This window comes from Arthrobacter sp. efr-133-R2A-120, assembly GCF_030209835.1.
Taxonomy (GTDB): Bacteria; Actinomycetota; Actinomycetes; order Actinomycetales; family Micrococcaceae; genus Arthrobacter.
In genome coordinates this window covers 62,382-87,518 of record NZ_JARVRF010000022.1, presented here as the reverse complement: position 1 = coordinate 87,518, position 25,137 = coordinate 62,382, and the positions used below count along the sequence as shown (strand labels likewise).

General features: G+C 63.4%; 18 protein-coding genes. 4 read left to right on the top strand and 14 right to left on the bottom strand.

Annotated features, from left to right (window positions below):
* Positions 1-514 precede the first annotated feature (514 nt).
* From QRN52_RS12650 to QRN52_RS12610, 9 genes are all read right to left on the bottom strand, one after another.
* On the bottom strand, positions 515-2,017 hold the full coding sequence (locus QRN52_RS12650; protein WP_284753072.1) for an MFS transporter: 1,503 nt from the start codon (positions 2,015-2,017) through the stop codon (positions 515-517).
* Positions 2,018-2,348: 331 nt separating this feature from the next.
* Positions 2,349-3,329, bottom strand: a complete 981-nt coding sequence (locus QRN52_RS12645) for an ABC transporter substrate-binding protein (protein ID WP_284753071.1) — start codon at positions 3,327-3,329, stop codon at positions 2,349-2,351.
* Between the two features lie 10 nt (positions 3,330-3,339).
* Positions 3,340-5,427 (bottom strand): ABC transporter permease, encoded by a 2,088-nt coding sequence (locus tag QRN52_RS12640; RefSeq protein ID WP_284753070.1) that lies wholly within the window; start codon positions 5,425-5,427, stop codon positions 3,340-3,342.
* Complete coding sequence (locus tag QRN52_RS12635; protein WP_284753069.1) at positions 5,424-6,521, bottom strand: quaternary amine ABC transporter ATP-binding protein; 1,098 nt, start codon at positions 6,519-6,521, stop codon at positions 5,424-5,426. Before QRN52_RS12635 ends, QRN52_RS12640 begins: the two co-directional genes overlap by 4 nt.
* 192 nt (positions 6,522-6,713) lie before the next feature.
* Entirely contained in the window at positions 6,714-7,517 is an 804-nt protein-coding gene (locus QRN52_RS12630; protein WP_284753068.1) for an IclR family transcriptional regulator, read from the bottom strand.
* A gap of 66 nt (positions 7,518-7,583) precedes the next feature.
* The gene (locus QRN52_RS12625) at positions 7,584-8,846 is read right to left on the bottom strand and encodes a molybdopterin molybdotransferase MoeA (protein WP_284753076.1); all 1,263 of its coding nucleotides are present in this window, start codon (positions 8,844-8,846) and stop codon (positions 7,584-7,586) included.
* A gap of 190 nt (positions 8,847-9,036) precedes the next feature.
* Positions 9,037-10,254, bottom strand: a complete 1,218-nt coding sequence (fdhA, locus tag QRN52_RS12620) for a formaldehyde dehydrogenase, glutathione-independent (RefSeq protein ID WP_284753067.1) — start codon at positions 10,252-10,254, stop codon at positions 9,037-9,039.
* A gap of 261 nt (positions 10,255-10,515) precedes the next feature.
* The gene (gene folE / locus QRN52_RS12615) at positions 10,516-11,118 is read right to left on the bottom strand and encodes a GTP cyclohydrolase I FolE (RefSeq protein WP_284753066.1); all 603 of its coding nucleotides are present in this window, start codon (positions 11,116-11,118) and stop codon (positions 10,516-10,518) included.
* The gene (locus tag QRN52_RS12610) at positions 11,111-13,450 is read right to left on the bottom strand and encodes an FdhF/YdeP family oxidoreductase (RefSeq protein ID WP_284753065.1); all 2,340 of its coding nucleotides are present in this window, start codon (positions 13,448-13,450) and stop codon (positions 11,111-11,113) included. The genes folE and QRN52_RS12610 overlap by 8 nt, the downstream gene beginning before the upstream one ends.
* 189 nt (positions 13,451-13,639) lie before the next feature.
* Here QRN52_RS12610 and QRN52_RS12605 point away from each other — a divergent pair, with 189 nt between their 5' ends.
* Complete coding sequence (locus tag QRN52_RS12605) at positions 13,640-14,305, top strand: GntR family transcriptional regulator (protein ID WP_284753075.1); 666 nt, start codon at positions 13,640-13,642, stop codon at positions 14,303-14,305.
* Positions 14,306-14,371: 66 nt separating this feature from the next.
* On the opposite strand, the gene QRN52_RS12600 is transcribed toward QRN52_RS12605, so the two are convergent.
* The 4 genes from QRN52_RS12600 to purU form a co-directional block, all read right to left on the bottom strand.
* Positions 14,372-15,247, bottom strand: a complete 876-nt coding sequence (locus QRN52_RS12600; protein ID WP_284753064.1) for a bifunctional 5,10-methylenetetrahydrofolate dehydrogenase/5,10-methenyltetrahydrofolate cyclohydrolase — start codon at positions 15,245-15,247, stop codon at positions 14,372-14,374.
* On the bottom strand, positions 15,244-15,870 hold the full coding sequence (locus tag QRN52_RS12595; RefSeq protein WP_284753063.1) for a cyclodeaminase/cyclohydrolase family protein: 627 nt from the start codon (positions 15,868-15,870) through the stop codon (positions 15,244-15,246). The genes QRN52_RS12600 and QRN52_RS12595 overlap by 4 nt, the downstream gene beginning before the upstream one ends.
* Before the next feature lie 135 nt (positions 15,871-16,005).
* Positions 16,006-18,498, bottom strand: coding sequence for a GcvT family protein (locus QRN52_RS12590; protein ID WP_284753062.1), 2,493 nt, complete (start codon positions 18,496-18,498; stop codon positions 16,006-16,008).
* Between the two features lie 61 nt (positions 18,499-18,559).
* The gene (gene purU, locus QRN52_RS12585) at positions 18,560-19,474 is read right to left on the bottom strand and encodes a formyltetrahydrofolate deformylase (protein WP_284753061.1); all 915 of its coding nucleotides are present in this window, start codon (positions 19,472-19,474) and stop codon (positions 18,560-18,562) included.
* A gap of 119 nt (positions 19,475-19,593) precedes the next feature.
* Between purU and QRN52_RS12580 the strand changes: the two genes are divergently transcribed.
* Entirely contained in the window at positions 19,594-20,274 is a 681-nt protein-coding gene (locus QRN52_RS12580) for a GntR family transcriptional regulator (RefSeq protein ID WP_284753060.1), read from the top strand.
* Between the two features lie 291 nt (positions 20,275-20,565).
* On the opposite strand, the gene QRN52_RS12575 is transcribed toward QRN52_RS12580, so the two are convergent.
* Positions 20,566-22,722, bottom strand: a complete 2,157-nt coding sequence (locus QRN52_RS12575) for an amylo-alpha-1,6-glucosidase (protein WP_284753059.1) — start codon at positions 22,720-22,722, stop codon at positions 20,566-20,568.
* 254 nt (positions 22,723-22,976) lie between these two features.
* Here QRN52_RS12575 and QRN52_RS12570 point away from each other — a divergent pair, with 254 nt between their 5' ends.
* Together QRN52_RS12570 and QRN52_RS12565 are read left to right on the top strand one after the other, a co-directional pair.
* The gene (locus QRN52_RS12570; protein WP_284753058.1) at positions 22,977-24,176 is read left to right on the top strand and encodes a pyridoxal phosphate-dependent aminotransferase; all 1,200 of its coding nucleotides are present in this window, start codon (positions 22,977-22,979) and stop codon (positions 24,174-24,176) included.
* On the top strand, positions 24,173-25,132 hold the full coding sequence (locus QRN52_RS12565) for a 2-hydroxyacid dehydrogenase (RefSeq protein ID WP_284753057.1): 960 nt from the start codon (positions 24,173-24,175) through the stop codon (positions 25,130-25,132). Before QRN52_RS12570 ends, QRN52_RS12565 begins: the two co-directional genes overlap by 4 nt.
* Positions 25,133-25,137: the final 5 nt, after the last annotated feature.

Below are 25,137 nucleotides of genomic sequence, written 5' to 3'. Positions count from 1 at the left end.
GACAAGCGCATGTCGGTGGCCCGGCGTCCATAACGGTCGAACAGGCCCGCCGGAGCTCCGGATGGCCGTCTCAGCATCGGCGACCCCGCGTGATCGCTTCCGCTCCGAGGCTGGGGCATGTTCAGCTAAACACCCATGTTTCCAGGCCATGACGGAGCATCGATAACGTTGCTTGGCTTCGTTCGGCCCGCCGGATCGCTATAGGCATACGAACCCGGCCGGCTGGCCGCGCCACTTTCGTCTTGGCAGTTGCACTTGGCGTCGATTTGCAGCCGGACCGTGACGGATTCGGAAGCTTCGAAGTTGAGGACTATCGGATCGCTGCCAGCACCTGAGATGCGAAGTACGTTTTCCTGCGACTGAGAATCATTCATTTGGTTTCTTTCTTTTGGGGGCTGCAGGCAGGGGCACGGAGCTGACCAGGCCGAACCGTGCGTGCGGTCCGGCCAGGTCAGCCGGTCGGAGAACTCACGCCGTCGGCCGAGTTCCGGGGCATTAGTTCAGTCCTCGAGAATCATCGCAGTGAAGGTCTGGCCGTATTTTCGAATGCCAGATCCTCCAGGAACGGCATTCCGTCCAGGTCGATCAGCGGGTTGTTGTCCTGGGTAGCGACCAGCTCGCGGGCCTCGGCCTCAGTATCAACGCTCGGCATGGAGCCGGGCAGCGGCCGCCGGGCGGATTCGCGCAGGAAGTAGATGCCGATCGCACCGATGATGGAAGTGCCCATGAGGTAGTAGGCCGGGGCCATGTCATTGTGCGTAGCCTCGATCAGGCCTTGGACGATGAATGGCGTTGTGCCGCCGAAAAGCGCCATGGAGAAGTTGTAGGCAATGCCCATGCTGCTATAGCGGCCCGACGTCGGGAACTGCGCGGGAAGCGCCGAGGCGAGGTTTGCGACATAGAACGTCACGGGGAAGGCGACAAGGGCAAGGCCAGCGAGCGTGGACCAGACATTGCCGACGCCGATCAGCAGGAATGCCGGGATAGCGAACACGATGGTGCTTCCGGCACCGATCCAGAGGACGGGGCGGCGGCCGATGCGGTCGGACAGTTTCCCGGTCAGCGGAATGCAGGCTGCCATTATCACCATCACGGGAATGGTTAGCAGCGTGCCGTGGATGGGGTCGTAGCCTTTGGATTCGGTCAGGTACGTCGGCATGTAGGACGTCAAGACATAACCTACGGTGTTGGCAGCGGCGGCAAGGATCATGGCGAGGATAATTTGGCGCCAGTAAGCCTTGATGATGGGCAGGGGTCCCTTGGCCACGGCTTTGTCGGCTGCGGCAGCATCTGCAGAAAGTGCTTGCTGGGCGTCGAGGGTTGCCTGGAACTGGGGGGATTCCTCGATCTTGTTCCGGAAGTAGACGGCGATCGCACCGAGCGGCCCGGCGATCAGGAAGGGCAGCCTCCAGCCCCATTCCTCCATGGCCGCTTGGCCCAGAGACAGTTGCAGCACGGACACGATCGCAGCTCCCAACGCGAAGCCGAGATACGAGCCCATGTCCAGGAAGCTCGCGAAGAAGCCGCGCCGCTTGTCGGGGGCGTATTCGCAGACGAAGGTAGTGGCGCCTGCGTACTCGCCGCCGGTGGAAAAGCCCTGGCCGAGTTTCAGGATCACCAACAGGGCGGCGGCCCATACGCCGATCTGAGCGTATCCGGGAAGGAGTCCGACGGCGAAGGTACTTGCCGCCATCAGCAGGAGCGTCGCCGCCAGCACCTTCTGGCGGCCAATCTTGTCGCCGAGCCAACCGAAGATGACACCGCCCAGCGGGCGGGCGATGAATGTTGCGGCGAAGGTGCCGAGCAGGAATAAGGTTTGGACGGACCTGTCAGCTTCCGGGAGGAAGACGGGGCCCATGGTGGTTATCAGGTAGCCGAAAACGCCCACGTCGTACCATTCCATGGTGTTGCCGACGATCGTACCGCCGAGTGCCTTCTTGAGCATCGGCTGGTTGACGACGTTGACGTCGGACACCTCTAGCCGCCTGTGTCTGAGGAGCTTCGGTTTCTGGGTCATAACGGTTCCTTTTGCTCAATATTGCAATTGGCTCATATGTGGCCGTCGGCCGGCACCTTGTGACAGGTTCGGTTCGTCGGTGGATAGGCGTAGTGCTTCCCTCGCAGGCCTTGGGCATGAAGCACCTCTCCTTCATTTGGGAAGGGACTCGCAAATACCGGTAGGCGCCAATTCCTAATCGTTCCGCATGGAACAACAGAATTCGCCATAAGCAACAGAGTGCGTTAGATCACAGTGATTGTCAAGGATGTTGCGCAAATGTGTTGCTTATCGTGATTCTTGTTGCGTATAGTCCTTCGGCGGCGGCCGATGGTCCCTGGGAACAACGAACCTACTTGAGCCAGGCGGCGACCTTGTCCGAGTTCGCGTCGATCCACTTCTGGGCGGCGGCATCCGGGCTCATGTTGTCCTTGGCGATGTACCCGGCAACCGTGTTCTGGTCCTGGTTCGTCCACGTGAATTTCTTGACGAGAGAATACGCGGGGCTACTGGAGTTGGCGAACTTGGTCGATACGATCTTGTTGAGGTCGTACTTGGGGTAGTCGCAGGCGACCTTGGCCGCGTCGGCGTCGCAGCCGGGCGTGTGGGCAGGGAGGTTGACTTTGACGAGCGGGACCTCCGCCATGAACCACTGGGGCTCGTAGAAGTAGCCGATCAGCGGGGTCTTGTTCTGCTCGGCTTGCCGGAAGGCCTGGATGAGCGCTGGTTCGCTGCCCGCGTACACGACCTTGAAGTTGAAGCCAAGGTTCTTCACGAGGGCTGCGTCGTTGGTGACAAAGGAGGGGTCGCCGTCGAGGAGTTGGCCTTGGCCTCCGGACTCGGAGGTCTTGAACAAGTCAGCGTACTTGCTGAGGTTCTTGGAGTCCGTGATGTCCGGGTACTGCTTGGCCATCCATGGCGGCACGTACCAGCCGATCACGCCGGTGTTGCCGGTCGGCCCGGCGTCGACCGCAGTCTTTTGCTGCTTGATGTACTTGTCCGCGAGCTCGGGGTGGCCCCAGTTCTCAAGGACGGTGTCTACCTCGCCGCTGCCGAAGCCCTGCCATGACACCTCTTCCTTGAGGGTCTTGTAATTTACGGTGCAGCCTAGCTTTTCCTTGGCCACGGTCCCTACGACGTAGGCGTCCGCCTCGTAGCCGACCCAAGGGTTTACGGCGACGTTGAACGCGCCGCATGCACTCTTTCCGCTTGGCGGGGTTGCGCTAGGGATATCGCCGGAGCATGCCGTGAGCGCGAGGACCGCGGTGAGGACAATTGCGGCAGACGCTCTCTTCCTAATCTTTAGGCCATGGTCCGTCAGTGATTTCTTCACGGCTTTTCCTCTATCGGGTGCTGCCGAAGCGGGCAGTGGCGTGTTGGGTGATGCGGTCGAGCATGACTCCGAGCGCGGTGATGGCGATGCCGGCGGCAAGACCCTTTCCGAAGAGCTGGCTCTGGGAGAAACCGGCGACTACGAGATAGCCGAGTCCTCCGCCGCCGACGAGTCCGCCGACGACGACCATGGACAGGACGTAGAGCAAGCCCTGGTTGGCGGCGAGGACTACTGCCGCGCGGGCCATGGGGAGCTGGACCTTCGCGATCATCTGCCGCGACGTTGTTCCGAGCGATTCCGCGGCCTCCACGGCAACTGGCGATACACCTCGGATCCCGTCCGCAACTAGCTTCGTCGCGATGGGCACGCCGTAAGCGAACGCGGCGACGATCGCCGTGAATCGTGTGGGACCGAAGAGGGCGAGGGCCGGCACTAGGTACACGAAGGACGGGATGGTCTGGAAGGCGTCGAGCACGGGTCGGATGACCGAGTCGGCGGGCTTGCTCCGACCCATCCAGACGCCCAGGCAGACGGCGACGAGGACCACAACGAACGAGGCTACGAGCGTGGTCGCGAGCGTCTTCATGCTCTCATTCCACAACCCGCTTCCGAGGATCACGGCTTCGCACACGATCGTGACTGTGGCGGCCCGCCGGCCGGCGAGCACGAACGCGATTCCGAGCAGCACGAGCGCCATGGCCCACCACGGGGACTGTGCGAGCACCGACTGGAGTGGGTCGACGAGAAGCGCGGTGACGGTGTTCTTGAGCCATTCCGTGAAGCCTGAGAACGTGCCGACCGTCCAGTCAGTGGCGGTAGAGACGGCCTTCGCTAGGGGGGTGCCGAGGTCGGGCCAAGCCGGGAACTTCGAGAGCGCAAGATAGATGTGCGAGAGATATATGGCGACAGCGGCGACGACGGCGCCTGCGATGATAACGGTCCGACGCATCTGCTGGCCCCCGAATGTGCCGGCCTGAGCCATTCCGGACCCGCGCAGTATGCGGGCTTCGATGCCTGAGCGTTCGGAGGCTCTCGTCGTGGTGCGGTCGAGCATGATCGCCATGAGCACGATGGCAAGGCCGGAGACAAACGCCGAGCCGACGTCGAGCGACTGGAGCGCCTGGAGCACCGGCGTGCCCAGGCCCGGGCCGTTGATGAGCGCGGCTATGGTGGCCATCGAGAGCGCCGCCATCGTGCACTGGTTGATGCCGACCACGATAGTGCGCCGGGCCATGGGAAGTTGCACCTTCACGAGGGCCTGCCAGGGCGTGCTGCCCATGGACGTGACAGCCTCGAGGGTGGCCGGTGAGACCCCTCGGATGCCGTGCTCGGTGATGCGCACGAGCGGCGGGAGCGAGTAGATGATGGTCGTGACAATCGCGGCGGCCGGGCCGATGCCGAAGACCAATGCGAGCGGGGCCAGGTAGGCGAACGACGGCAGGGTCTGCATGAGGTCAAGCAAAGGTGAGACCGCGGCCGAGACTCGGCGGCTTCGGGCCATGACAATGCCTAGCGGGAGGCCCGCGACTGTACAGATGCCGACTGCAAAGAACGTGACGATGAGCGTGTCGATGCTTTGTGCCCAGTAGCCGAAGAACCCGAAGAGCAGCACGCAAACGCCGACGAGGAGCATCGAGCGCACGCCGGCGAACGCCAGGGCCAGCCAGGCGAGGAGCGCGACGACGCCGAGCCAGCCGATCTCCGGCACCGGGCGTCCGTCCGAGGCCTGGCTGAAGATGCCTTGGAGAGAGGTGACAAGCCCGTTGACTCCGTCCGTGATCGGCTGGACGATGTGCTGGAAGACGAAGGAGTTGGTGCGGGCGCTGTCAAAGGCGTCGCGGACGCTGTTCAGCCAGAGTTGGAAATCCGTCTTGTCTGCGCCGCCCAACTCGAGGGTGTCCAGGCCCTTGAGCGTGGCCCAGAGCACGAGCCAGACGACGCAAATCCCCACGAGCGAGACCGGGCGCCAATGACGTCGGCAGAATCCCAGGACAGCAGGGCCTCCGGACGGGGTGGCAGGGGTTCGTCCTCCGGGTGAGTCGGGACGCGCGCCCCCAGACCGTCGTCGACGGTTGGCCCGCTCTGTGGCGACGCTCACCCGGCGCCGCCTTGGTGGGAAGCCGGGGACGGCTCTTCGGCGACGACGACGCGGAGGATATCCTCGTCGTCGACGATGCCGAGGAACTCCTCGCCGTCGAAAACCCTTACAGGCAGCTCCGAGTGGAGGACCTGCCGGGCGGCTTCGCGCACGATGCGGTCGGCCTGCATCACAGGCCCGTCGAGGGCCTCGCCCTCGCGCGGGGGCCGCACCACATAGCGCAGCGTGAGCACGTGTGAGCGGGGGACATCCGAGACGAAGTCGCGCACGTAGTCGTCAGCGGGGTTGGCGACGATGTCGGCGGGGGTTCCGATCTGGACGACCTCTCCGTCGCGCATGATGAGGATGCGGTCACCGAGCTTGAGGGCCTCCTGGAGGTCGTGGGTGATGAAGACCATCGTCTTCCCCACCTCCTCGTGCAGGCGGCGGACCTCGTTCTGCATGTCGCGGCGGATGAGCGGGTCAAGGGCGGAAAACGGCTCGTCGAAGAGCAGGACCCGCGGGTCCACGGCGAGTGCCCGGGCAAGGCCGACGCGCTGCTGCATGCCGCCAGAGAGCTGGTCGGGGAACGAATTCTCGTACCCGGTCAGGCCGACGAGGTCGACCATGTCCTGGGCCCGGGCGCGGCGCTGGGACTTGCCCTCCCCGCGGACTTCGAGGCCGTAGGCGACGTTGTCGATCACCTTGCGGTGCGGGAGCAGGCCGAACTGCTGGAATACCATCGCCATGTGGGTCCGGCGCATCGCCCGGAGGCGGGCCTTGCTCGCGTGGATAACGTCCTCGCCGCCGATCGTGACGCTTCCTGCCGTCGGCTCGATCAGTCGGGTGAGCAGGCGTACGAGCGTCGATTTGCCGGAGCCGGAGAGTCCCATGACCACGAAGACCTCCCCAGGGGCCACCTCGAACGAGACGTTTTTGACGGCTGCGACGCAGCCGGTCTTGATTTGGAGCTCCTTGCGCGAGAGGTGCTCGTCCGGGGTGCCGATGATCCCATCGGACTTCTGACCGAAGATCTTCCATAGTCCATCGACCTTGAGCGCGGACTCAGTCGCGTTGGAGCTGGGGGTCTCTTCTGTCGCGGTGTGCGTGCTCATGCTGTTCTGCTCTTTCCGCTATCACTACCCCTCTATTGATGATGCATCTGCAGTGCTTGGCTGTCACGCGTGGCTGCTAGGCGTGACAGTCCACGGTGATACCGGGAGGGAGGCTGGGGGTCTCGTCGGATTCCTGGAGGTAGATATCCCCGCCAGCTATTTACCGATGACCCCGTGCCCCAGTGCCCGGGGTCATCGGTGCGTGTAGCCCATTTGCACGCTGATCCGGATTCCGGCCTGACGAAGGGCGTCAATAAGTCCGGGGATCTTCTGCGGGTCAAACCGGAACGCGGGTCCGGAGATGCTGACGGCTCCGATGACGGTTCCCAAGTGGTTGTAGATCGGAACCGCAATCGCGTTCAGGCCGATCTCCAGTTCCTCGCGTGTCTCCGCATATCCATCGTGGGCCACATCGATCAGCTGCTTCTCGAGGTCTTCCCGATTGGTGATAGTGCGGGGAGTCCTGGCATAAAACCCCGCTTCCGTCAGGATGCGGTCCCGTTCGTCGGCGGACAGTGCAGCCAACAAAACCTTCCCGCTTGAGGTGGCGTGGAGCGGCGTCAAGCCGCCCACCCAGTCATAAGTGGCCAACGACGACGGTCCCATGGCCTGATCCACGTTAACGGCATAGTTCGATCTCAGGACAGCGAGGTTCACGGTCTCCTTGAACTCGTCCGCAAGACTCTCCAACACGGGCCGGGCCTCGCGGACCAGGCTGAGCCGGCCGGGAATCGAACTGGCGAGCCGCAGGATGCCGAAGCCCAACTGGTACTTTCCCCGGTCGCTGTTCTGATGGACCATCTCCCTGCTCACCAACGAGCCCAGCAGTCGAGAGACCGAGGATTTGTGGATGCCGATTTCCTCGGCGATTTCGCTCACGCCGGCGTGTCCGTCACGGGAAAGGATTTCAAGGATCTGGAGGGCACGGTCAACGGACTGCACACCACCGGGCTGCCCGTTTCCGCCTTTTTCGGAGTCAAAGTCAATCGTGGCCATGAGCCATACCTACGTCTTTCTGCGGCGAAACAAGAGGCTGAAACCTCCCTCTTGTTTCTCTAAATCCTAGACCGGAACCGTAGGGGCATTGAACAGGTGGCTTCCCGCCGAGCCGGCGGTCAGGGACGGGGTCCATGGGAGTGGCAGGGCGGGAACCGGGTCCTCCCCTGGCTGGGCGCCGTGAGGAGGCACAGCCAGGACACCATCGGCCCAGGCGAGTCCCCTCATCATTCCCGGGCCAGTGTGATGGGCAGGGGAGGCCAGCCCGTTGTCAAAGCGGAAGGGCATAAGGCGGGTGCGGCCCGGATCGGCGCCAATCGCGGTACCGGACGCTACCAGCCTGAGGTTCGAAAGCGGACGGTGTCCTAATGCCGCGATCAGGGGCGCACCAATGGTAATCAGTGCCATCATGGCGGCCAGCGGGTTTCCAGGCAGTCCGACGACGAAGCGCCCGTCCGGCAGTTCGGCCAGTACCGCGGGATGTCCGGGACGCATGGCGACGCCGTCCAGCAGCAGCCTCCCGCCTAGCGCGGCTATGGCGTTGCGGAAGTGGTCCGTTCCGGAGCAGCCGGTTCCGCCTGTGGTGATCACGACGTCGGGCCGCTCCGCCGGGCGGGTGCCCGTATCGCTGAGGGCGGCGAGCCACTCCTGATATGAGTCCCCGATTCTTCGCCGTCCCACCGGGTCGCCTCCCAGCATTGCAAGGACCGTGCCCAACTGCGGGCCGAATGCGTCCCTGACCTGTCCCGGCGCGGGCATCCCGGAGGTGACCACTTCCGAGCCCGTCAGCAGGATCGTGACTCGCGGCTTGCCAAAGACGTGTAGCTCGTCGTGGCCGGCGATCGCGGCAAGGGCGATATGGGCGGGATTGAGTACGGTGCCTGCGGGGATCAGCACTTCGCCTGCAGCGGCTTCCTCGCCTGCTGGGCGGATATGCTGGCCGCTTCGCGGTTCGCCGGGCCTTGCTTCGGGGCCGAGGGTCAGCGTGGGCACACCCGCTATGTCATCGCTTGTCCGGCCACTTTCGCGGCGTAATACGGCGTCGGTACCGACAGGCACCAGTCCGCCGGTGGCTATAGGGCTGGCATGGTGCGGTGCCAGAGGTTGACCCGGTTTCACCAAGGTCCAGGGTCCGCTGCCACTGACGGCCCAGCCGTCCATGGCCGAGGATGCGTAGTGCGGTAGGTCTTGACTCGTTGTGACGGCTCGCGCAAGCGTGCGTCCGATGGTTTCCGCCAGGGGCACGGGCATCGCCGGGATGGAGGAGGCGCAATCGAATGCCAGTCGGCGGGCCTCTGACCAGCTCGTCGCGGACTTTCGAGCAGCCAGTGGACCCGAAGGCCGACGCGGTTGACCGCCTCGATCGGCTAAATCGCGAGCAGGCAAGCCGTGCCCCTATCTGAAGGCTTTCCGAATGGGATGCTGTTCCCCGGGAACGGCGATAAGGCACCTTCTTGGGCCTTAACGCCGTTCCTTCGGGGAGCGGGCCAGATTAGGTCCGGCCCCTAAATCGTGGCGGCTAGGCCTTGACGTAACCGTTGGGGTTCAGCACGTACTTCGTGGCGGCTCCCGCATCGAACTCGGCATACCCGCGGGGAGCGTCCTCCAACGCGATGGCCTTGGCATTGACGGCTTTGGCGATCTGGACTTTGTCGTGCAGGATCGCCATCATCAGTTGCCGGTTGTACTTCATCACGGGGCACTGGCCTGTGGTGAAGGACAGGGATTTGGCCCATCCGGTGCCTAGGGAGAGCGAGAGGGAACCGTGCTGGGCAGCGTCGTCGATTCCACCTGGATCGCCGGTGACGTACAGGCCAGGGATGCCCAAGGCGCCTCCGGCGGCCGTGATGTCCATGAGGGAATTCAACACAGTGGCCGGCGCTTCGTGCGAGGCGTCCTTGCCGTGTCCGCGGGCTTCGAAGCCGACCGCGTCCACGCCGCAGTCCACTTCGGGCACGCCGAGGATCTGCTCGATTTGGTCCTTGGGGTCGCCCTTGGAGACATTGACGGTTTCGCAACCGAATGACCTGGCCTGGACGAGGCGGTTTTCGTTGATGTCACCGACAATGACCACTGCTGCGCCGAGCAGTTGCGCGCCGGCGGCGGCCGCCAGGCCGACCGGACCCGCGCCAGCAATATAGACGGTAGAGCCGACGCCGACCCCGGCCGTGACTGCTCCGTGGAAGCCGGTGGGGAAAATGTCCGAGAGCATGGTCAAGTCCATGATCTTCTCCAAGGCCTGGTCCCGGTCCGGGAACTTCAGCAAGTTCCAGTCCGCATAAGGCACCAGAACATAATCGGCCTGCCCTCCGACCCATCCGCCCATGTCGACGTAGCCGTAGGCGCTGCCTGGCCGGTCCGGGTTGACGTTCAGGCAGATGCCGGTCTTGCGTTCCTTGCAGTTCCGGCAGCGGCCACAGGAGATGTTGAAAGGCACCGATACGATGTCGCCCACCTTGATGAATTCCACATCCGGGCCAACTTCCACCACTTCGCCGGTGATCTCATGACCGAGGACCAGGTCCCGCGGTGCGGTGGTGCGGCCGCGCACCATGTGCTGGTCGGAGCCGCAGATGTTTGTGGTCACGGTGCGCAGGATCGCTCCGTGGGGCACCTTCCGGCCGACATTGGCGGGGTTGACGCCGGGGCCGTCCTTGAGCTCGAACGTCGGGTAGTCGGTGTCAATGATCTCGACTACGCCAGGTTCCTTGTATGCGACTGCTCTGTTTCCTGACATGGACACTCCTAAGGGCCATTTCATGGTGTTTTGATTCAGTGGTTGGACGTTCGCTGAAACCGTTGCCCGTTGCCCGTAAGCGGTGCTCCGGCGCTCACCTCCCCAGGCATTCAGGCCACCGAAGCACCGCTTACGGGAAACGCGATTCCCCAAGACCGGTTCAGGGGATGAGAGAGGCAACCACGCTGATATGTCGATCTTCTATTAAAGATATATCAGAAATATGTTACGTGAGCCGAACGGGTCATGTCCAGAGGTTTTTCAGCGGCCGAGTATCAGGCTGAGTGCTTCTGCGCGGGCGGCTGGCAGCCGGAGCTCGCCCCGCACCGCGGAGGTGATGGTCTTTGACCCTGGTTTTCTGACGCCCCGCATGGACATGCACAGGTGTTCACACTCGACGACGACGATCGCACCGAGGGGTCGAAGCGAAGTGACCAGGGCATCAACCACCTGCGTCGTGAGCCGCTCCTGAACTTGGGGCCTTCGAGCGAAGGTGTCCACCAGTCGGGCGAGTTTGCTCAGCCCCGTGACGAATCCATCCGGGGAGGGGATGTATCCGACGTGGGCTACGCCGTGGAACGGGACCAGATGATGCTCGCAGGTCGAGTAAAAGGGTATGTCCTTGACGATGACGAGTTCTTCATGGCCAAGGTCAAACGTCTTGTCCAGCACGGCGAGGGGGTCTTCGTGGAGGCCGCCGTACATTTCCGCCGCTGCGCGGGCGACGCGCGCGGGGGTCTCAACCAGGCCGGGCCTGTCCGGGTCTTCGCCAACGGCCAGGAGGAATTCCCGGACGGCCCGTTCCACCCGCGGACGGTCAACCCCCGGGGAGGACACAGCAACCGCGGTCCGGCTGTCACTCATAGCTGCCTGCGCTTGCCGGCTCGAGGCGGACAATGACTGACTTTGACGTCGGGGTTCCGCTGACGTCGGCTACCGAGTCCAGCGGCACGAGGACGTTGGTCTCCGGGTAGTAGGCTGCGGCGCAGCCCTTTGGCGTCGAATAGGAGACGATGCGGAAATTCTCGGCCCGTCGCTCGGTGCCCCGGAATTCGGATACCAGGTGAACCATGTCGCCGTTCTCGAAACCCAGTTCGGCCACATCGGATTCGTTCACGAGGACCACCCGGCGACCGCCGTGAATGCCACGGTAGCGGTCGTCCTTGCCGTAGATGGTGGTGTTGTATTGGTCGTGGGAGCGCAGTGTCTGGAGGATGAGGCGGCCCTCCGGGACGCGGAGATACTCCAAGTCGTTCGCCGTAAAGTGGGCCTTGCCGGAAGCGGTGTCGAATTCCCTCGCATCCCGGGGCCGGTGGGGGAGGACGAAGCCTCCCGGGTTCTGGATCTTCTCCTCAAAATTCTCGAAGCCGTCGAGTACCGCTTCGATGTGTTTCCTGATCAGGGAATAGTCGTCCCTGAGCGCGAGCCAGGCGGCCCTGGGGGTGTTGGGCAGGGGATGGCCTTCGCGGTCCGTGAAGAGCCGGTGGGCCAGGTTGCAGACGATCGCCACTTCTGACATCAAGTGCTCGCTCGCGGGCTTGAGCCGTCCACGGGAGGCATGGACGGCACTCATGGAATCCTCCACGGTTACTCTTTGGTCACCCGTCCTCTGCGTGTCCCTCTCGGTGCGTCCGAGCGTGGGAAGGATCAGGGCGCGCCGCCCCGTCGCCAGGTGGGAATGATTCAATTTTGTGGAGATCTGGACCGTAAGACGGGTGTTGGCCAGGGATTGCTCCGTGGTTTCAGAATCCGGGGCCGCCCGCACAAAATTGCCGCCCATCCCGACGAAAACCCGGACCTTGCCGTCCCGCATCGCACGGATGGCCGCGACGGTGTCGTAGCCATGGGCCCGGGGGGAGAGGAACTGGAACTCGTGGTCCAGCCTGTCGTGGAATTTCTCCGGCATTTGCTCGAAGATGCCCATGGTGCGGTCACCCTGGACATTGGAATGTCCGCGGACGGGGCAGACTCCGGCCCCGGGCTTGCCGATGTTGCCCTGGAGAAGGAGGACATTTACGACGTCGCGGAGCGTGGGCACGGAATGCTTGTGCTGTGTTAGGCCCATGGCCCAGCAGACAATGGTCGCCTTAGAAGCCAGCAGGCGCTCACCTGTAGTCCTGATCTGGTCCATCGTCAGCCCGGTCGCTTCGAGGATGTCCTCCCACGCAACATCTTCCAGTTGCTTCAGGTAGGCATCGAGGCCGACGGTGTGATTGTTGATGAAGTCATGGTCGAGTACGGTTTGCAGGCCCGGGCTGGTCCTTCCAGCACCTTCGGCCTCCAGCAGGTATTTGCCCAGTCCCTGGAAAAGCGCCTGATCGCCCCCGGCCCTGATCTGCAGGAAGTCGTCGGTCAGTTCGGTGCCAACCAGCATGCCAACGGGGTTCTGCGGGTTTTCGAATCTGAGCAGTCCGGCTTCAGGAAGTGGATTCACGGACACGATAACCGCACCGTTTTTCTTGGCCTTCTCCAGTGAGCTGAGCATGCGCGGGTGGTTCGTGCCTGGATTTTGGCCCGCCACGAAAATCAGCGACGCCGTTTCCACGTCTTTGAGGCTGACTGAGCCCTTGCCGATGCCGATGGTCTCGACGAGTGCCGAACCGGAGGACTCGTGGCACATGTTGGAACAGTCCGGAAGATTGTTGGTCCCCACGCCGCGCACGAGGAGCTGGTAGGCGAAGGCCGCCTCGTTTGACGTCCGGCCGGAGGTGTAAAACACCGCCTGGTCCGGGTTGTCCATGTCCCTGATCTCCTGTGCGATGAGCTCCAAGGCATCGTCCCAATCCACGGGCCTGTAGTGCGTTGCGCCCTCGTCCAGGAGCATGGGGTGCGTCAGCCGCCCCTGCTGGCCCAGCCAGTAGTCGTCCCTCGTCTTCAGTTCAGCTATGGAATGCGATGCGAAGAACTCCGGCGTGACGCGGCGGCGTGTGGCTTCTTCCGCGACGGCCTTGGCACCGTTCTCGCAGAACTCGGCTGTATGGCGTTTGTCGTGTTCCGGCCAGGCGCAGCCCATGCAGTCGAACCCGTCCACCTGGTTGACCGCCAGCAAAGTTTGGACGCTGCGCAGGGGGCCCATCTGCTCGAGGGAGATTTTCAGCGCGTTGGTGACGGCAGGGAGGCCCACGGCCTTTGATTTGGGTTTGGTGACAGTCAGCTTTGACTCGTCGATATTTTCACGGGGGGCTTTTGAGGCCATGGGCTTTACCTTCAGATCTTGGCCGGATAGAGAGGTCTGGCGGTGAGGAGGAGGAAGTTCGTGACATTCTTATCCCGCTCGTATTGATATATCAGTTGTAGGGATAATATGTTCACGGGGCCGGTGAGTCAAGGCGCCGTCACCTAACGGGAAGGATCAGACGTGGAGAGCAGCGGCAAGTTATCGGTCATGGGGGAGTCGGAGCTGCCTGCGAGGCAGGATGACGAGTCCTATGCCGAGTATGCGTACCGGGTGCTGTGTGATGAGCTCATCGTTCTTGATATCAAGCCTGGGGAGCCCTTGAATGATGATTTGATCTCGCGTCGGCTTGGTGTTGGAAGAACGCCTATCCGGGAAGCCATGAAGAGGCTGGAGAGCGACCACCTGGTGGTGGCCTATCCACGCAGGGGAACCTTTGCCGCGGGCGTGGATATTACGGACCTTGCTGAAATCTCCGAGATTCGTCAGCTTTTGGAGCCTGCGGCATCTGCACGTGCCGCTCGAATGGCTTCGGACCGGACGCGGCAGGAGCTAAGGGAGCTTGCCCGGGAGGTTCGGCAGCTCTTGGCCGGCCACCTGGCACAGCGGGACCTCATGCGCTTGGACATGAGAGTGCACCGCAGCATCTACCGGGCGACTGGCAGCCGGCATCTGGAGGATGTCCTGATTCGCTGCGACAACCTGGCGACCCGTATCTGGAGTCTCGTGCTGGAGAAGCTCCCCCCGGTTTCCGAACACATCGCCCAGCACGTGGAGCTGCTTGAACGCATTGCCGATGGCGAGGCAGAAGCTGCTGCAGACCTGACCGCCAAGCACGTTACCGACTTCGAGAACCTGATCCGGGCGGTCCTCTAGCAAAACTGAGTGTCCCGGATGCCCGGCACCGTTGCCCCCGGGGCCGGGCATGGTTTTGCCCTTGTGTCAGCCGACAGGTCCAGCGATCAACGAGCGGAACTGTTCCCTTGCGGCCTCGGCTGTGTGCAGGAGCAGCAGCGATGTGGTGACGGTGCCGACGCCGCCGGGAACGGGCGTCAGTGCTGCGGCGACGCCCAGCACGCTGGCTTCGTCCACGTCTCCCACGAGGGATCCGTCGGGCAGGACGTTCGTGCCGACGTCGATCACTACCGACTCGGAGGAAACTTGGGCGCCGGTGAGCAGGCCGGTCCGCCCGGCCGCGACGACGACAACGTCGGCAGTCTGCGTGTATCTCTCGAGCGGACCCGACTTGGAATGACAGACGGTGATCGCGGCGTCGCGTTCCAGCAGGAGCAGTGATAACGGTTTGCCCACGACGGCGGAACGGCCGATGACGACGACGTTCCGGCCCGCCACCGGGATGTCGTAGTGGTCGAGGATCTCGACGACGGCCCGGGCCGTAGCAGGTGCGAAGGCGGGTTGCCCCACGGCCAGCAGGCCGAGGCTGAGCGGGTTCGCGCCGTCGATGTCCTTCTCCGGTGCGATGTGGCTGACCAGGGCATCGGTCCTGACCCCGGCGGGCAGGGGCGCCTGCAAGATGATTCCGTTGACGGACGGTTCCGCGCTGAGGTGTTTCAGGACGCTGGCCAGGACTTGCTCTGTGGCGTCGTGGCCGAGGTCGAGAATCCGGCAGCCGATTCCCGCGCGTTCGGCCGCGCGCTCAATGGAGCGGACGTACCAATGCGTGGACTCGTCGTCTGTTGCCACGACCACCGCGAGGACCGGGCGCACTCCGTCATTTTCGAGGTTCCGTGCCTCATCCCGGGCCCTTTGCTGGATGAGCGCGGCCAATGGCTTGCCGGAAAGCAGGGTGGCGTTCAACCGAGGATCCTTTCGCGCACGCGCTTCGCGAGCGAGTCTGCCGCAAGGACGACCTTCTCTTCGATCCCGTCGGCCTGCTCGGCAAGCCGGGCACGGGTAACGCCGTCCTTGATGGCCACAATGTTGATGTCGATGTTGACGCGCGCCGTGGTGGCGGCCGCGCGGGCAGCGTCAGCGGCGGCGGCGACGTCGCTGATCACGTTGGCGTTTGCCGCGTCGAACAGTTCCGTGGCCAGTTCGACGACGGCTCCTGAGACCTTGATCAGCTGTGCCGGGGTCCGTGCAGCGTGAACGAGGGCATCCTGGATTGCTGCCGACCGCGCTTGGTTGAGGGCCTCGGTCCCGGAGGGCAGCTTGTAGGAATCAATGACAGCCTGGAACGCTAGTTCGTCGGCGTCCGCAAGTCGCAGGGCTTCGTCCACAAGTTCGTCGGCGGCCGCGATGATCCTTGAGACCAGTGCGGCGTGTTGCTCGTATTTGGCGCCCGTGGTGTACCTGGCGACCATTGCAACGAGGGCGGCACCTTGGGCGGCGTGAAGCGCAGCGGCTGCGCCTCCGCCGGGGGTGGGTTGCCGTGATGCGAGCCTGGTGAGGTAATTGTTGATTGTTTCTGAACTGATCATGGGTCTTCCTGGGCTGGGTCTTCCGAGGCTGGGCTTGGAGAGCTGGGGCGGTAGAAGAGTCGAGGGGAAAGACAGCGGCCCGGACTCTGGTTGCGAGGATGAGTCCGGACCGCGAGCCTTTGGATGGCCGTGGTGCTAGCCGCGGAGCCTGGTCATCGTTGGGTCGTACAGCGGATCGGGCGTGACGGTGGCCTGGATGCGTCGTCCGAAGTACTCGATCTCGACGGAGTCACCGAGGGAGACGGCCGCCGGGAGGTACGCATAGGCGATCGGCTTGGCAACGGTGTAGCCGTAGGCGGCGCTGGTGACGTAGCCGACTGCCTGGTCCTTGTAGAAAACCGGTTCCTTGCCCAGGACGATGCTGCGTCCGTCGTCGACGGTCAGGCAGCGCAAGCGGCGGGCGGAGTTTTCCTCGGTGCGGCCTTCCAAAGCGGCTTTTCCGACGAAGTTATCCTTGGCCATCTTCACAGCGAAACCGAGGCCTGCTTCGAGGGGGTCGTGCTCTGTGGTCATGTCGGTGCCCCAGGAGCGGTAACCCTTTTCAAGCCGGAGCGAGCTGAAAGCGGCCCGGCCGGCCGCGATGACACCGAAGGGCTGCCCCGCTTTCCACAGCGCGTCCCAGAGGCGCTGGCCGTTGTCCGCGCTGGTGTAAAGCTCCCAGCCGAGCTCCCCGACGTAGGACAGGCGCATGGCGGTGACGTTGATTCCGCCGATGACGACATTCTTGGCCCGGAAGTAGCGCAGGCCGTCGTTGGAGAAATCGTCGCTGCTGACCGTGCTGATGAGGTCCCGGGCGAGAGGGCCCCAGAGACCGATGCAGCAGGTGCCGCCCGTCGTGTCACGCACCTGGACCCAGTCGCTCGCGGAGCCGCTTTCGGTCTGGTGGCGCGCGGCCCGGTCAAAGTAGGCGGTGTCGATGTTTCCGTTGGCCCCGAGCTGGAACCTGTCTTCGCTCAAGCGGGCCACCGTGATGTCGCTTCGGATGCCGCCTGCGTGGTCCAGCAGGAGGGTGTAGGTCACGGCGCCTGGCTTCTTGTCCAGGTCCGCGGTGGTCAGTTCCTGCAGCAGCTTGAGTGCTCCGGGGCCGGAGACCTCAAGGCGCTTGAGCGGCGTCATGTCATACATTGCCACCGCGGTGCGCGTCTTCCACGCTTCGGCAGCGGCGATGGGCGAGCTGAACATTCCGGACCAGGCATCGCGGGCCGGGGGCTGCCATTCGGCCGGCATTTCCTTCAGCAGTTCGGCGTTGGCTTCGAACCAATAGGGGCGTTCCCAGCCGCCGGATTCGAGGAAGAATCCTCCCAGTTGCTTGTGGCGGGCGTGGAAAGGGCTGACGCGGAGGTTGCGGGGGGAGAGCTTGGGCTGGAGCGGGTGCAGGACGTCGTAGATTTCCACGAAGTTCTGCTGGGACGTTTCGCTGACGTATTCGGGGGTGAGCTGGACGTCTTCGAAGCGGTGGATGTCGCATTCGCCCAGGTCGATCCGGGACTTGCCCGTGGTCAGCAATTCGGCGACAGCGCGTGCAACGCCGGCCGAGTGGGTCACCCACACGGCTTCCGCGACGAAGAAGCCATCGAGCTCCTTGGATTCGCCCACCAGAGGGCCGCCGTCGGGGGTGAAGGAGAAGATGCCGTTGAAGCCGTCTTCGATGTCGCTTTCCGCCAGGGCCGGAAGCAGCTGCTTAGTCGCCTCCCAGGCCGGGAGGAAGTCCTCCAGGGTGAAGTCAAGGCGGGAAGGCATGTTGTGTTCGCTGATGCTGTCCGGCGCGTAGCTGCCGAGTTCCTCGACGTCCACCGGCATCGGGCGGTGGGCGTAGGAGCCGATGCCGTAGCGGTCGCCGTGCTCGCGGTAGTAGAGGTCCTGGTCCTGGTGGCGCAGGATCGGCAGGGAAGCGCCGTTGGGTAGTTCGTTGCGGCCTTCCTGTGCCGGCACCGGAGTTGTCTTGACGTATTGGTGGGCCAACGGCAGAAGGGGGACGGACATGCCGATCATTTCGCCGATCTTGGCACCCCAGAAGCCCGCGCAGGAGACAACGATGTCCGCAGGGATGACGCCGTCGGAGGTGCGGACTCCCGTGACGCGGCGGCCGGTCTGCTCGATCCCGGTCACGGTGGTGGAGCCGCGGTACTCCACCCCGGCTGCCTCTGTGCGCTTGATCAGCAATTGGACTGCGCGGGCGGCGAGGGCCAGCCCGTCACTGGGTACATGGAGGCCCCCAAGGATGTCTTCCTCGTTGATGAGCGGGTAGAGCTCCTTGCACTCTTCGCGGGAAAGGATCTTGCCTTCGATTCCCCAGGATGCAGCGTAGCCGAGCTTGCGTTTGAGGTCGGCGAGGCGGGTCTCGGTGGTGGCGACTTCCAGTCCGCCCACCTGATTGAAGCAGCTGACGCCGTCCTCGGTGAGTGACAGGAGCTTTTCCACCGTGTATTTGGCGAAGGTTGCCATGGTCTTGGAGGCGTTGGTCTGGAAGACCAGCCCCGGGGCGTGGGACGTGGAGCCCCCCGGCATGTTCAACGGTCCCTGGTCCAGGACAGTGATGCTGTTCCAGCCGCGGGCTACCAGTTCATCTGCCAGGTTGGTGCCGACGATCCCAGCTCCGATGATGACAATGCGTGGCGTCGATGCCATGTGGTTTCTCCTGCTATTTCTCGTGTGTGGGCTACTGCTGCTGCTTGTTGTTGGGCGTCGGCTAGCGGAAGACGACGGTGCTGGTTTGGTTCAACAGCACGCGGTGCTCGCAATGCCAGCGCACGGCGCGGGAAAGCGCGAGCGCCTCGGCATCCTGCCCGACCGTGGAAAGGGCAGTCGGCCCATAGCTGTGGTCTACGCGGATCACTTCCTGTTCGATGATCGGTCCCTCATCAAGATCCGCGGTGACATAGTGCGCCGTGGCACCCACCAGCTTGACGCCGCGGTCGTACGCCTGGTGGTAAGGACGGGCACCTTTGAAGCCGGGCAGGAATGAGTGGTGGATGTTGATCGCTCGGCCCTCCAGGGCGCGGCTCAGTTCGTCGGACAGAACCTGCATATAGCGGGCGAGAACCACCAAATCGATGTTGTACTCGTCAACCAGTTCGAGCAGGCGCCGCTCCGCATCCGCCTTGGTGTCCGGGGTCACCGGAATGTGTACGAATGGAAGCCCGGCAGCCTCGGCCATGGCCCGGTGGGTTCCGTGATTGGAAACTACCAGCACCAGGTCCCCGCCCAGGCTGCCCCCGCGCCAGCGGAAAATCAAGTCGTTCAGACAGTGCCCGAACTTGGACACCATGACGAGGACGCGCTGCTTGGTCTGGTCATGGAAGCTGAACTTCATGTCGAAACGCTCAGCGATCGCCCGGAACTCTTCTTCGAGCGCTTCCGGTGAGTACTCCGGGGATCCGGAAAACGCTGTGCGCAGGTGCAGTGTCTGGCGGAGTCCGTCGTCGAACTGCTGGTGCTCTTCAATGTTGAAACCACGTTCGAACAGGAAGGTGGTGACCGCCTGTACGATGCCGGCGCGTTCAATACACGACAGGGTGAGCACGAACTTCCGGGAACGGTCGTCTTCAGAGGCACTCGCCTGCGGAAGTGTGCTTTGTGTTGGAGTCGTCTCCACGAGCGTCATGTCTCCTCCTAAAGATATATTTTCAAGTCAGCTACTGATATATCATACTGGGAACTAGCGTATACTGGAGTTCGAGTGAGGTCAATAGTCCGTTTGGCTGGACGCGAAAGGTCGGTACCGTGGTATTTGAAGCGCTGGAAGTGGTGGATGCCGCCAGTCCGAGGTCCCTGGCTGAAGTGGCCTACGAGCGGATACGCGACAGGCTCCTGACGCTGGACATCAGGCCGGGCGACTTGTTGAACGACGATGCGCTGGCGAGGGACCTTGGCATGGGGCGCACTCCTGTGAGGGAAGCGTTGAAGCGCCTCGAGTTGGACCGTCTGGTCATCAGCTATCCGCGAAGGGGAACTTTCGCCATGCGCGTAGAGGTGACCGATCTGGCGTTTATTTCGGAGATCCGCGCCCAGCTCGAACCACTGGCGGCCGCGCGGGCGGCTCGGGTTGCGACACCGGCAGCCAGGGAGAACTTGCGCTCCGTGATGCGTGCAGTCGAGTCATTCGAGATCAACGGCGCCTCCGTGGTGGAGACGCTCCGACTTGATGCCCGCGTGCACCAGGGGATCTATGCGGCAGCGGCAAATCCGCACCTGGAGGATGTGCTGATCCGCTACGACAACCTGGCGACACGGATCTGGTGCATGGTCCTCGATCGCCTGCCTGATCTTTCCCGCCACGTGCATGAACACCTTGATCTTCTCGATGCGGTGATCGACGGCGACGAGGCCAGGGCTGCAGAACTGGCGCGAATTCACGTCGACGGCTTCGAAAAGGCCGTCCGTTCAGCGCTGTTTGCTGCCTAGAGAAGACCAGCACCCTCCTCCCGCCTCCGGGGTGCGGCGCTGTGGTTGGCGCCGGACGGCGCTGATCCTCGGCGTGCTATTCCCCGCGTTCTGCTGCCGCGGCTTTGCGGCGGTGAGGGGCGGGGGCCCTTTTACGCACGCTGCCGGATCACACCGTCCGGCGCCTTGCGCTGCCGGATCACACTGCCCGGCGCCTTGCTCTGCCGGATCACACTGCCCGGCGCCTCGCGCTGCCGCTATGTACGACGCCGGTCGCTCGCCTTTCGCGGTGACCGGTTGGTCCTCCATTCCCTATTTTTCCGGATGCAGTTTGGCTTGCTCCACGAGATCGGTTATCCACGGCCGTTGCCCGCGGTGGAGCACCAAGCCCTCCGGTATGCCCTGAACGGAGGCTGCTGAACCGGATATGTCGATGGTGATCCGGCCGGAGCCCATAGGCGCGTTCGTGATGTGCAGTTTGCCGTAGGAATCCGGCAGTACAGGGTCCAGCCATAGCCCCCCTTGGGAAATGTGTGCGTCGTAGCGCATCAGGCTGGTCACCAGCAGGATCGGTGTGGTGGCGGCCCAAGCCTGTGGCGAACAGGCCGTGGGGTAGGGCACGGGTTCGGCAAACTGGTCGCGGCTGAAGCCGCAGAACAGCTCCGGCAATCGACCGCCCGAGTATTCGGCCGCTTCCAGCAGGGCAGTCGCTATCCGCTGTGCCTCTTCCACAAACCCATACCGAAGCAGCCCTGCCACAATGAGCGCGTTGTCGTGGGGCCAGACCGACCCGTTGTGATAGCTGGCAGGGTTATACGCCCGCATGTCGCTGGCGAGGGTCCGTACGCCCCATCCGCTGAACATCTCCGGGGACATCAGACGCTCGACCATTTGTGGCGCCTTGTCCTCATCCACAAGGCCGAACCAGAGGCAGTGGCCCATATTGGAAGCGCAGGCATCCACCGGCCGCTTATCGCGGTCCAACGCGATGGCGTAGTACCCCTTGTCCGGGAGCCAGAACTGTTCGTTGAACCGCCGCTTCAGCGTCGCGGCCCGGTCTCGAAGTTCGGCTGCCAAGGCGAGGTCGCCGGCGTCGTATGCCATCCAGGAGCGCGCGACGTATGCGCCGTGGACGTAGGCCTGGACCTCGCACAGTGCGATCGGTGGCTCCGCGAGGGTTCCGTCGGCGAAGTTGATGCCGTCCCAGGAATCCTTCCATCCCTGATTGACCAACCCATGATCGTTGAGGCGCTCATACTCGACAAAGCCGTCCCCGTCCCGGTCCCCGTATTCGCGGATCCACTCCAAGGCACGGTCAGCGTTGGGCAACAGGGTGGCGATGGTCTCTTTGTCAAAACCCCAGCGACTGACGGACCCCAGCACGACCACGAACAGCGGAGTTGCGTCGACGCTTCCGTAGTAGGCGGATTTGCCGCCCAGCGCCAGCCCGCTGGAGACATCAAGCCTCACCTCATGCAGGATCTTGCCGGGCTCCTCTTCGCTCATCACGTCCACAACGGTGCCCTGGCGGTCAGCCAGCGTCTTCAGAGTTCCCAGTGCCAAGGAAGGATCCACAGGAAGCGACATTTCCGAAGCCCAGAGCGAATCACGACCGAACAGGGTCATGAACCAGGGCGCTCCAGCGGCGACAACCACCCGTTCAGGATGCCCAGGGTCCTCGATTCTCAGCGCTCCCAAGTCGTCGTAGCTCCGCCGCAGCGTCCGCTGGATGGAACGGTTGCCCATCTGCAGCGCCGGAATCTTCGCCACCCACTCTTGACGACGCCGGTCACTCGGAGACATTTCGCCAGGCGCCGGATGAACAAACGGTGCGTCGGGGCGAGCGCCGTTGTCCGTGGGCACAACATTCAATCGAGTACTCCACTGCCCATAGGGCGGGACCACTATCTCAAATGTCAGCCCGTCGGCCGTGGCATTGGCCCCATCCGCCTTGACGACTACGCCCTTCCTGACGTCCTGCCACCTGGCCTGGATTTCCAGCGAGTCGCCGTCCTGATCGCGTGTCTCCGCCCAGCGCCGCTGGATCCGTGCCTCTTTCACTTCGAACAAGTCGGCGAAATCCGCCTCAATGGCCAGCACAATCTGGCACTCAGCCGGCTCAGCCGAGTAATTGCGGATGGTGATCCGCTCCCGGATCCCTGCCCCCACCTCACGCAGCCGTTCCACGATCAATGGACTGTCCGCATACCCATCCGAGAGCTGCAGGCGGCCAGCGAATAGGGCCCGATACGGTTCCTTTGTTTCAGCAGCCAGGGGTTCGAGGGGCTTGCCGTTGATAGTGAGATTCCAGCGGGAAAGGATGCGGGTATCCAGGTGAAAGACCCCGTGCGGGAGTTCGGGATGGATGTCTCCATTGGCCGATGAAATGCAGAAGGACGATCCTTCAACCAAAGTCACTGTGCCTGACCCAAGGGGTCCAGCCGCCGTGTCAGCATTCCATCCAGCCACTGCCGGCTCCTTCATACGAATGCATTATGGGCCGCGCGGGGCGCGGGCTGACTTTCGCCGCTCCCGCGTGGATGTAACCGACGCTACGCCCGTCCCGGACCTCGCGCCAGAGGACGACTTGTCTCGTAAATAAGAAGCTTTGTTCCCCTTGAGACTGTTCGTATATCTTAATTCATGGTTTGATATATTAGTCCTAAACTTGATCTGAAATTCGCCGGAGAATTGATAGTCAACTCAACGAGGAGTGGAACAGTATGCAGCAACTCGCGCACCGGCTCGAACGACTGGGCACCGAAACCGCCTTCAGCGTCGCCCAGGCCGCGGCCGCCTGGAAGGCGAAGGGGAACCGTGTGTACCCCTTCCATCTTGGTGACATCAACATCCCCACTGCCGGGAACATCGTGGAAGCAATGAACCGGGCAATCGCGGACGGCTACACGGGCTACTGCCCCGGCCCGGGCATTCCCCAACTGCGTGAAGCACTGGCCGATGACATCGGCCCGCGCCGTGGCATCGACCTTTCCCCGGACAACGTCGTCGTGATGACGGGAGGTAAACCCGTCATCACGAAGTTCCTACAGGCGGTCATGAACCCCGGCCAGGAAGTGCTCTACCCGAACCCCGGCTTCCCGATCTACGAATCGCAGATCGAGTACCTTGGCGGCACGGCTGTGCCGTACCGCTACCTGCCCACGAGCGAGGGCTTCTCGATCGACCTCGACCAGGTGCGCTCATCGATCACCCCGAATACCGTCGCCATCATCTACAACGACCTGCAAAACCCCATCTCGGCCGAGTCGACGGCGGCCGAGCGGGAGGCCATCGCACAGCTCGCGATAGAAAACGACCTGTGGGTGCTCTCCGACGAGGCGTACTTCGAGACCCGCTATGAGGGCGTTTCCAGCTCAGTCGCATCTCTTCCGGGCATGGCCGAGCGCACCGTCATCCTTTACACGTTCAGTAAGAAGTTCGCGATGACCGGCTCGCGTCTCGGTTGCGCCGTCGCACCGCTCGAGATCGCCAAGGTGCTCAGCACGCTCAACACCAACGATGAGTCCTGCACGACGCACTACGTGCAGTGGGCCGGCGTCGAAGCACTCCGCGGCCCCCAGGAATCCGTGCAGCAGATGCTTGACGTCCTGCAGAAGCGTCGTGACACCGCCTGCGAGCTCGTGAATTCCATCCCGGGCATGCGCGTCGCCGTGCCGCAATCGACGTTCTACCTGTTCCCTGATGTCACCGAGGCGATGGAGCGCATGGGATACACGGCAGTCGGAGACTTCGCCGCCGATGCCCTGTACAAGACCGGCGTTTCCTTCTGCACGCGTGAGCACTTCGGCCGCCGCCTGCCCGGTGAGCAGCGGCAATACATCCGACTCGCGTACTCGGGCATCGAGGTGCCGGATATCAGCGAGGGCCTGGGCCGCCTGCGCGAGTGGATCGAGACGGCATGAGCCGGGTCGTCGTCACGGGACGTATTCCCGAAACCGCGATCGAAAAGCTTCGCGCCGAGCACGAGGTCGATGCGTGGACTGGTTCGGAGTCGATCGGCCGCGAGGAGCTCCTGCGCCGCGTAGCCGGGGCAGATGCCGTGGTGAGCCTGCTCACCGAACGCATCGACGCCGAGCTGCTGGACGCCGCCGGCCCGCAGCTCAAGGTCGTCGCGAACGTCGCGGTGGGCTATGACAACATCGACGTCCCGGCCTGCACGGAACGGGGCATCGTAGCCACCAACACGCCAGGGGTGCTCACGGACGCCACAGCCGACATCGCCATGGGCCTCATCCTCATGGCGACCCGCCGTCTCGGCGAGGGGGAGAGGCTCATCCGCTCCGGCCAGGCCTGGAAGTGGGGGATGTTCTTCCTGCTCGGGTCCAGCCTGCAAGGGAAGATCCTCGGGGTCGTCGGCATGGGCGGCATCGGGCAGGCGACCGCGCGCCGGGCCAAGGCCTTCGGCATGGAAATCGTCTATCAGTCGCGCAGTGAGCTCGATCCGGTGATCGCCGCCGAGCTGGGCGCACGGCGGGTCGACCTCGACGAGTTGCTGGCTGTGTCCGACGTCGTCTCGCTGCACTGCCCGTACGGGCCTACCACGCATCATCTGATCGGCGCCGAGCAACTCGCTGCAATGAAGAGCTCGGCGTTCTTGGTCAACACCGCGCGCGGACCGATCGTCGACGAAGCAGCCCTCGCGTCTGCACTTCGCGAGGGCGTCATCGCCGGTGCCGGGCTGGACGTCTTCGAGCGTGAGCCCCAGGTCCATCCCGAATTGCTGGAGCTGGAGAACGCGGTGCTCGTGCCGCATCTGGGCTCCGCCACAGTGGAGACGCGCACCGCGATGGCGATGCTGGCCGCCGACAACGCACTCGCCGTGCTCAGCGGTGAACAGCCCCCTGCACCGATCAATTAGAGGCA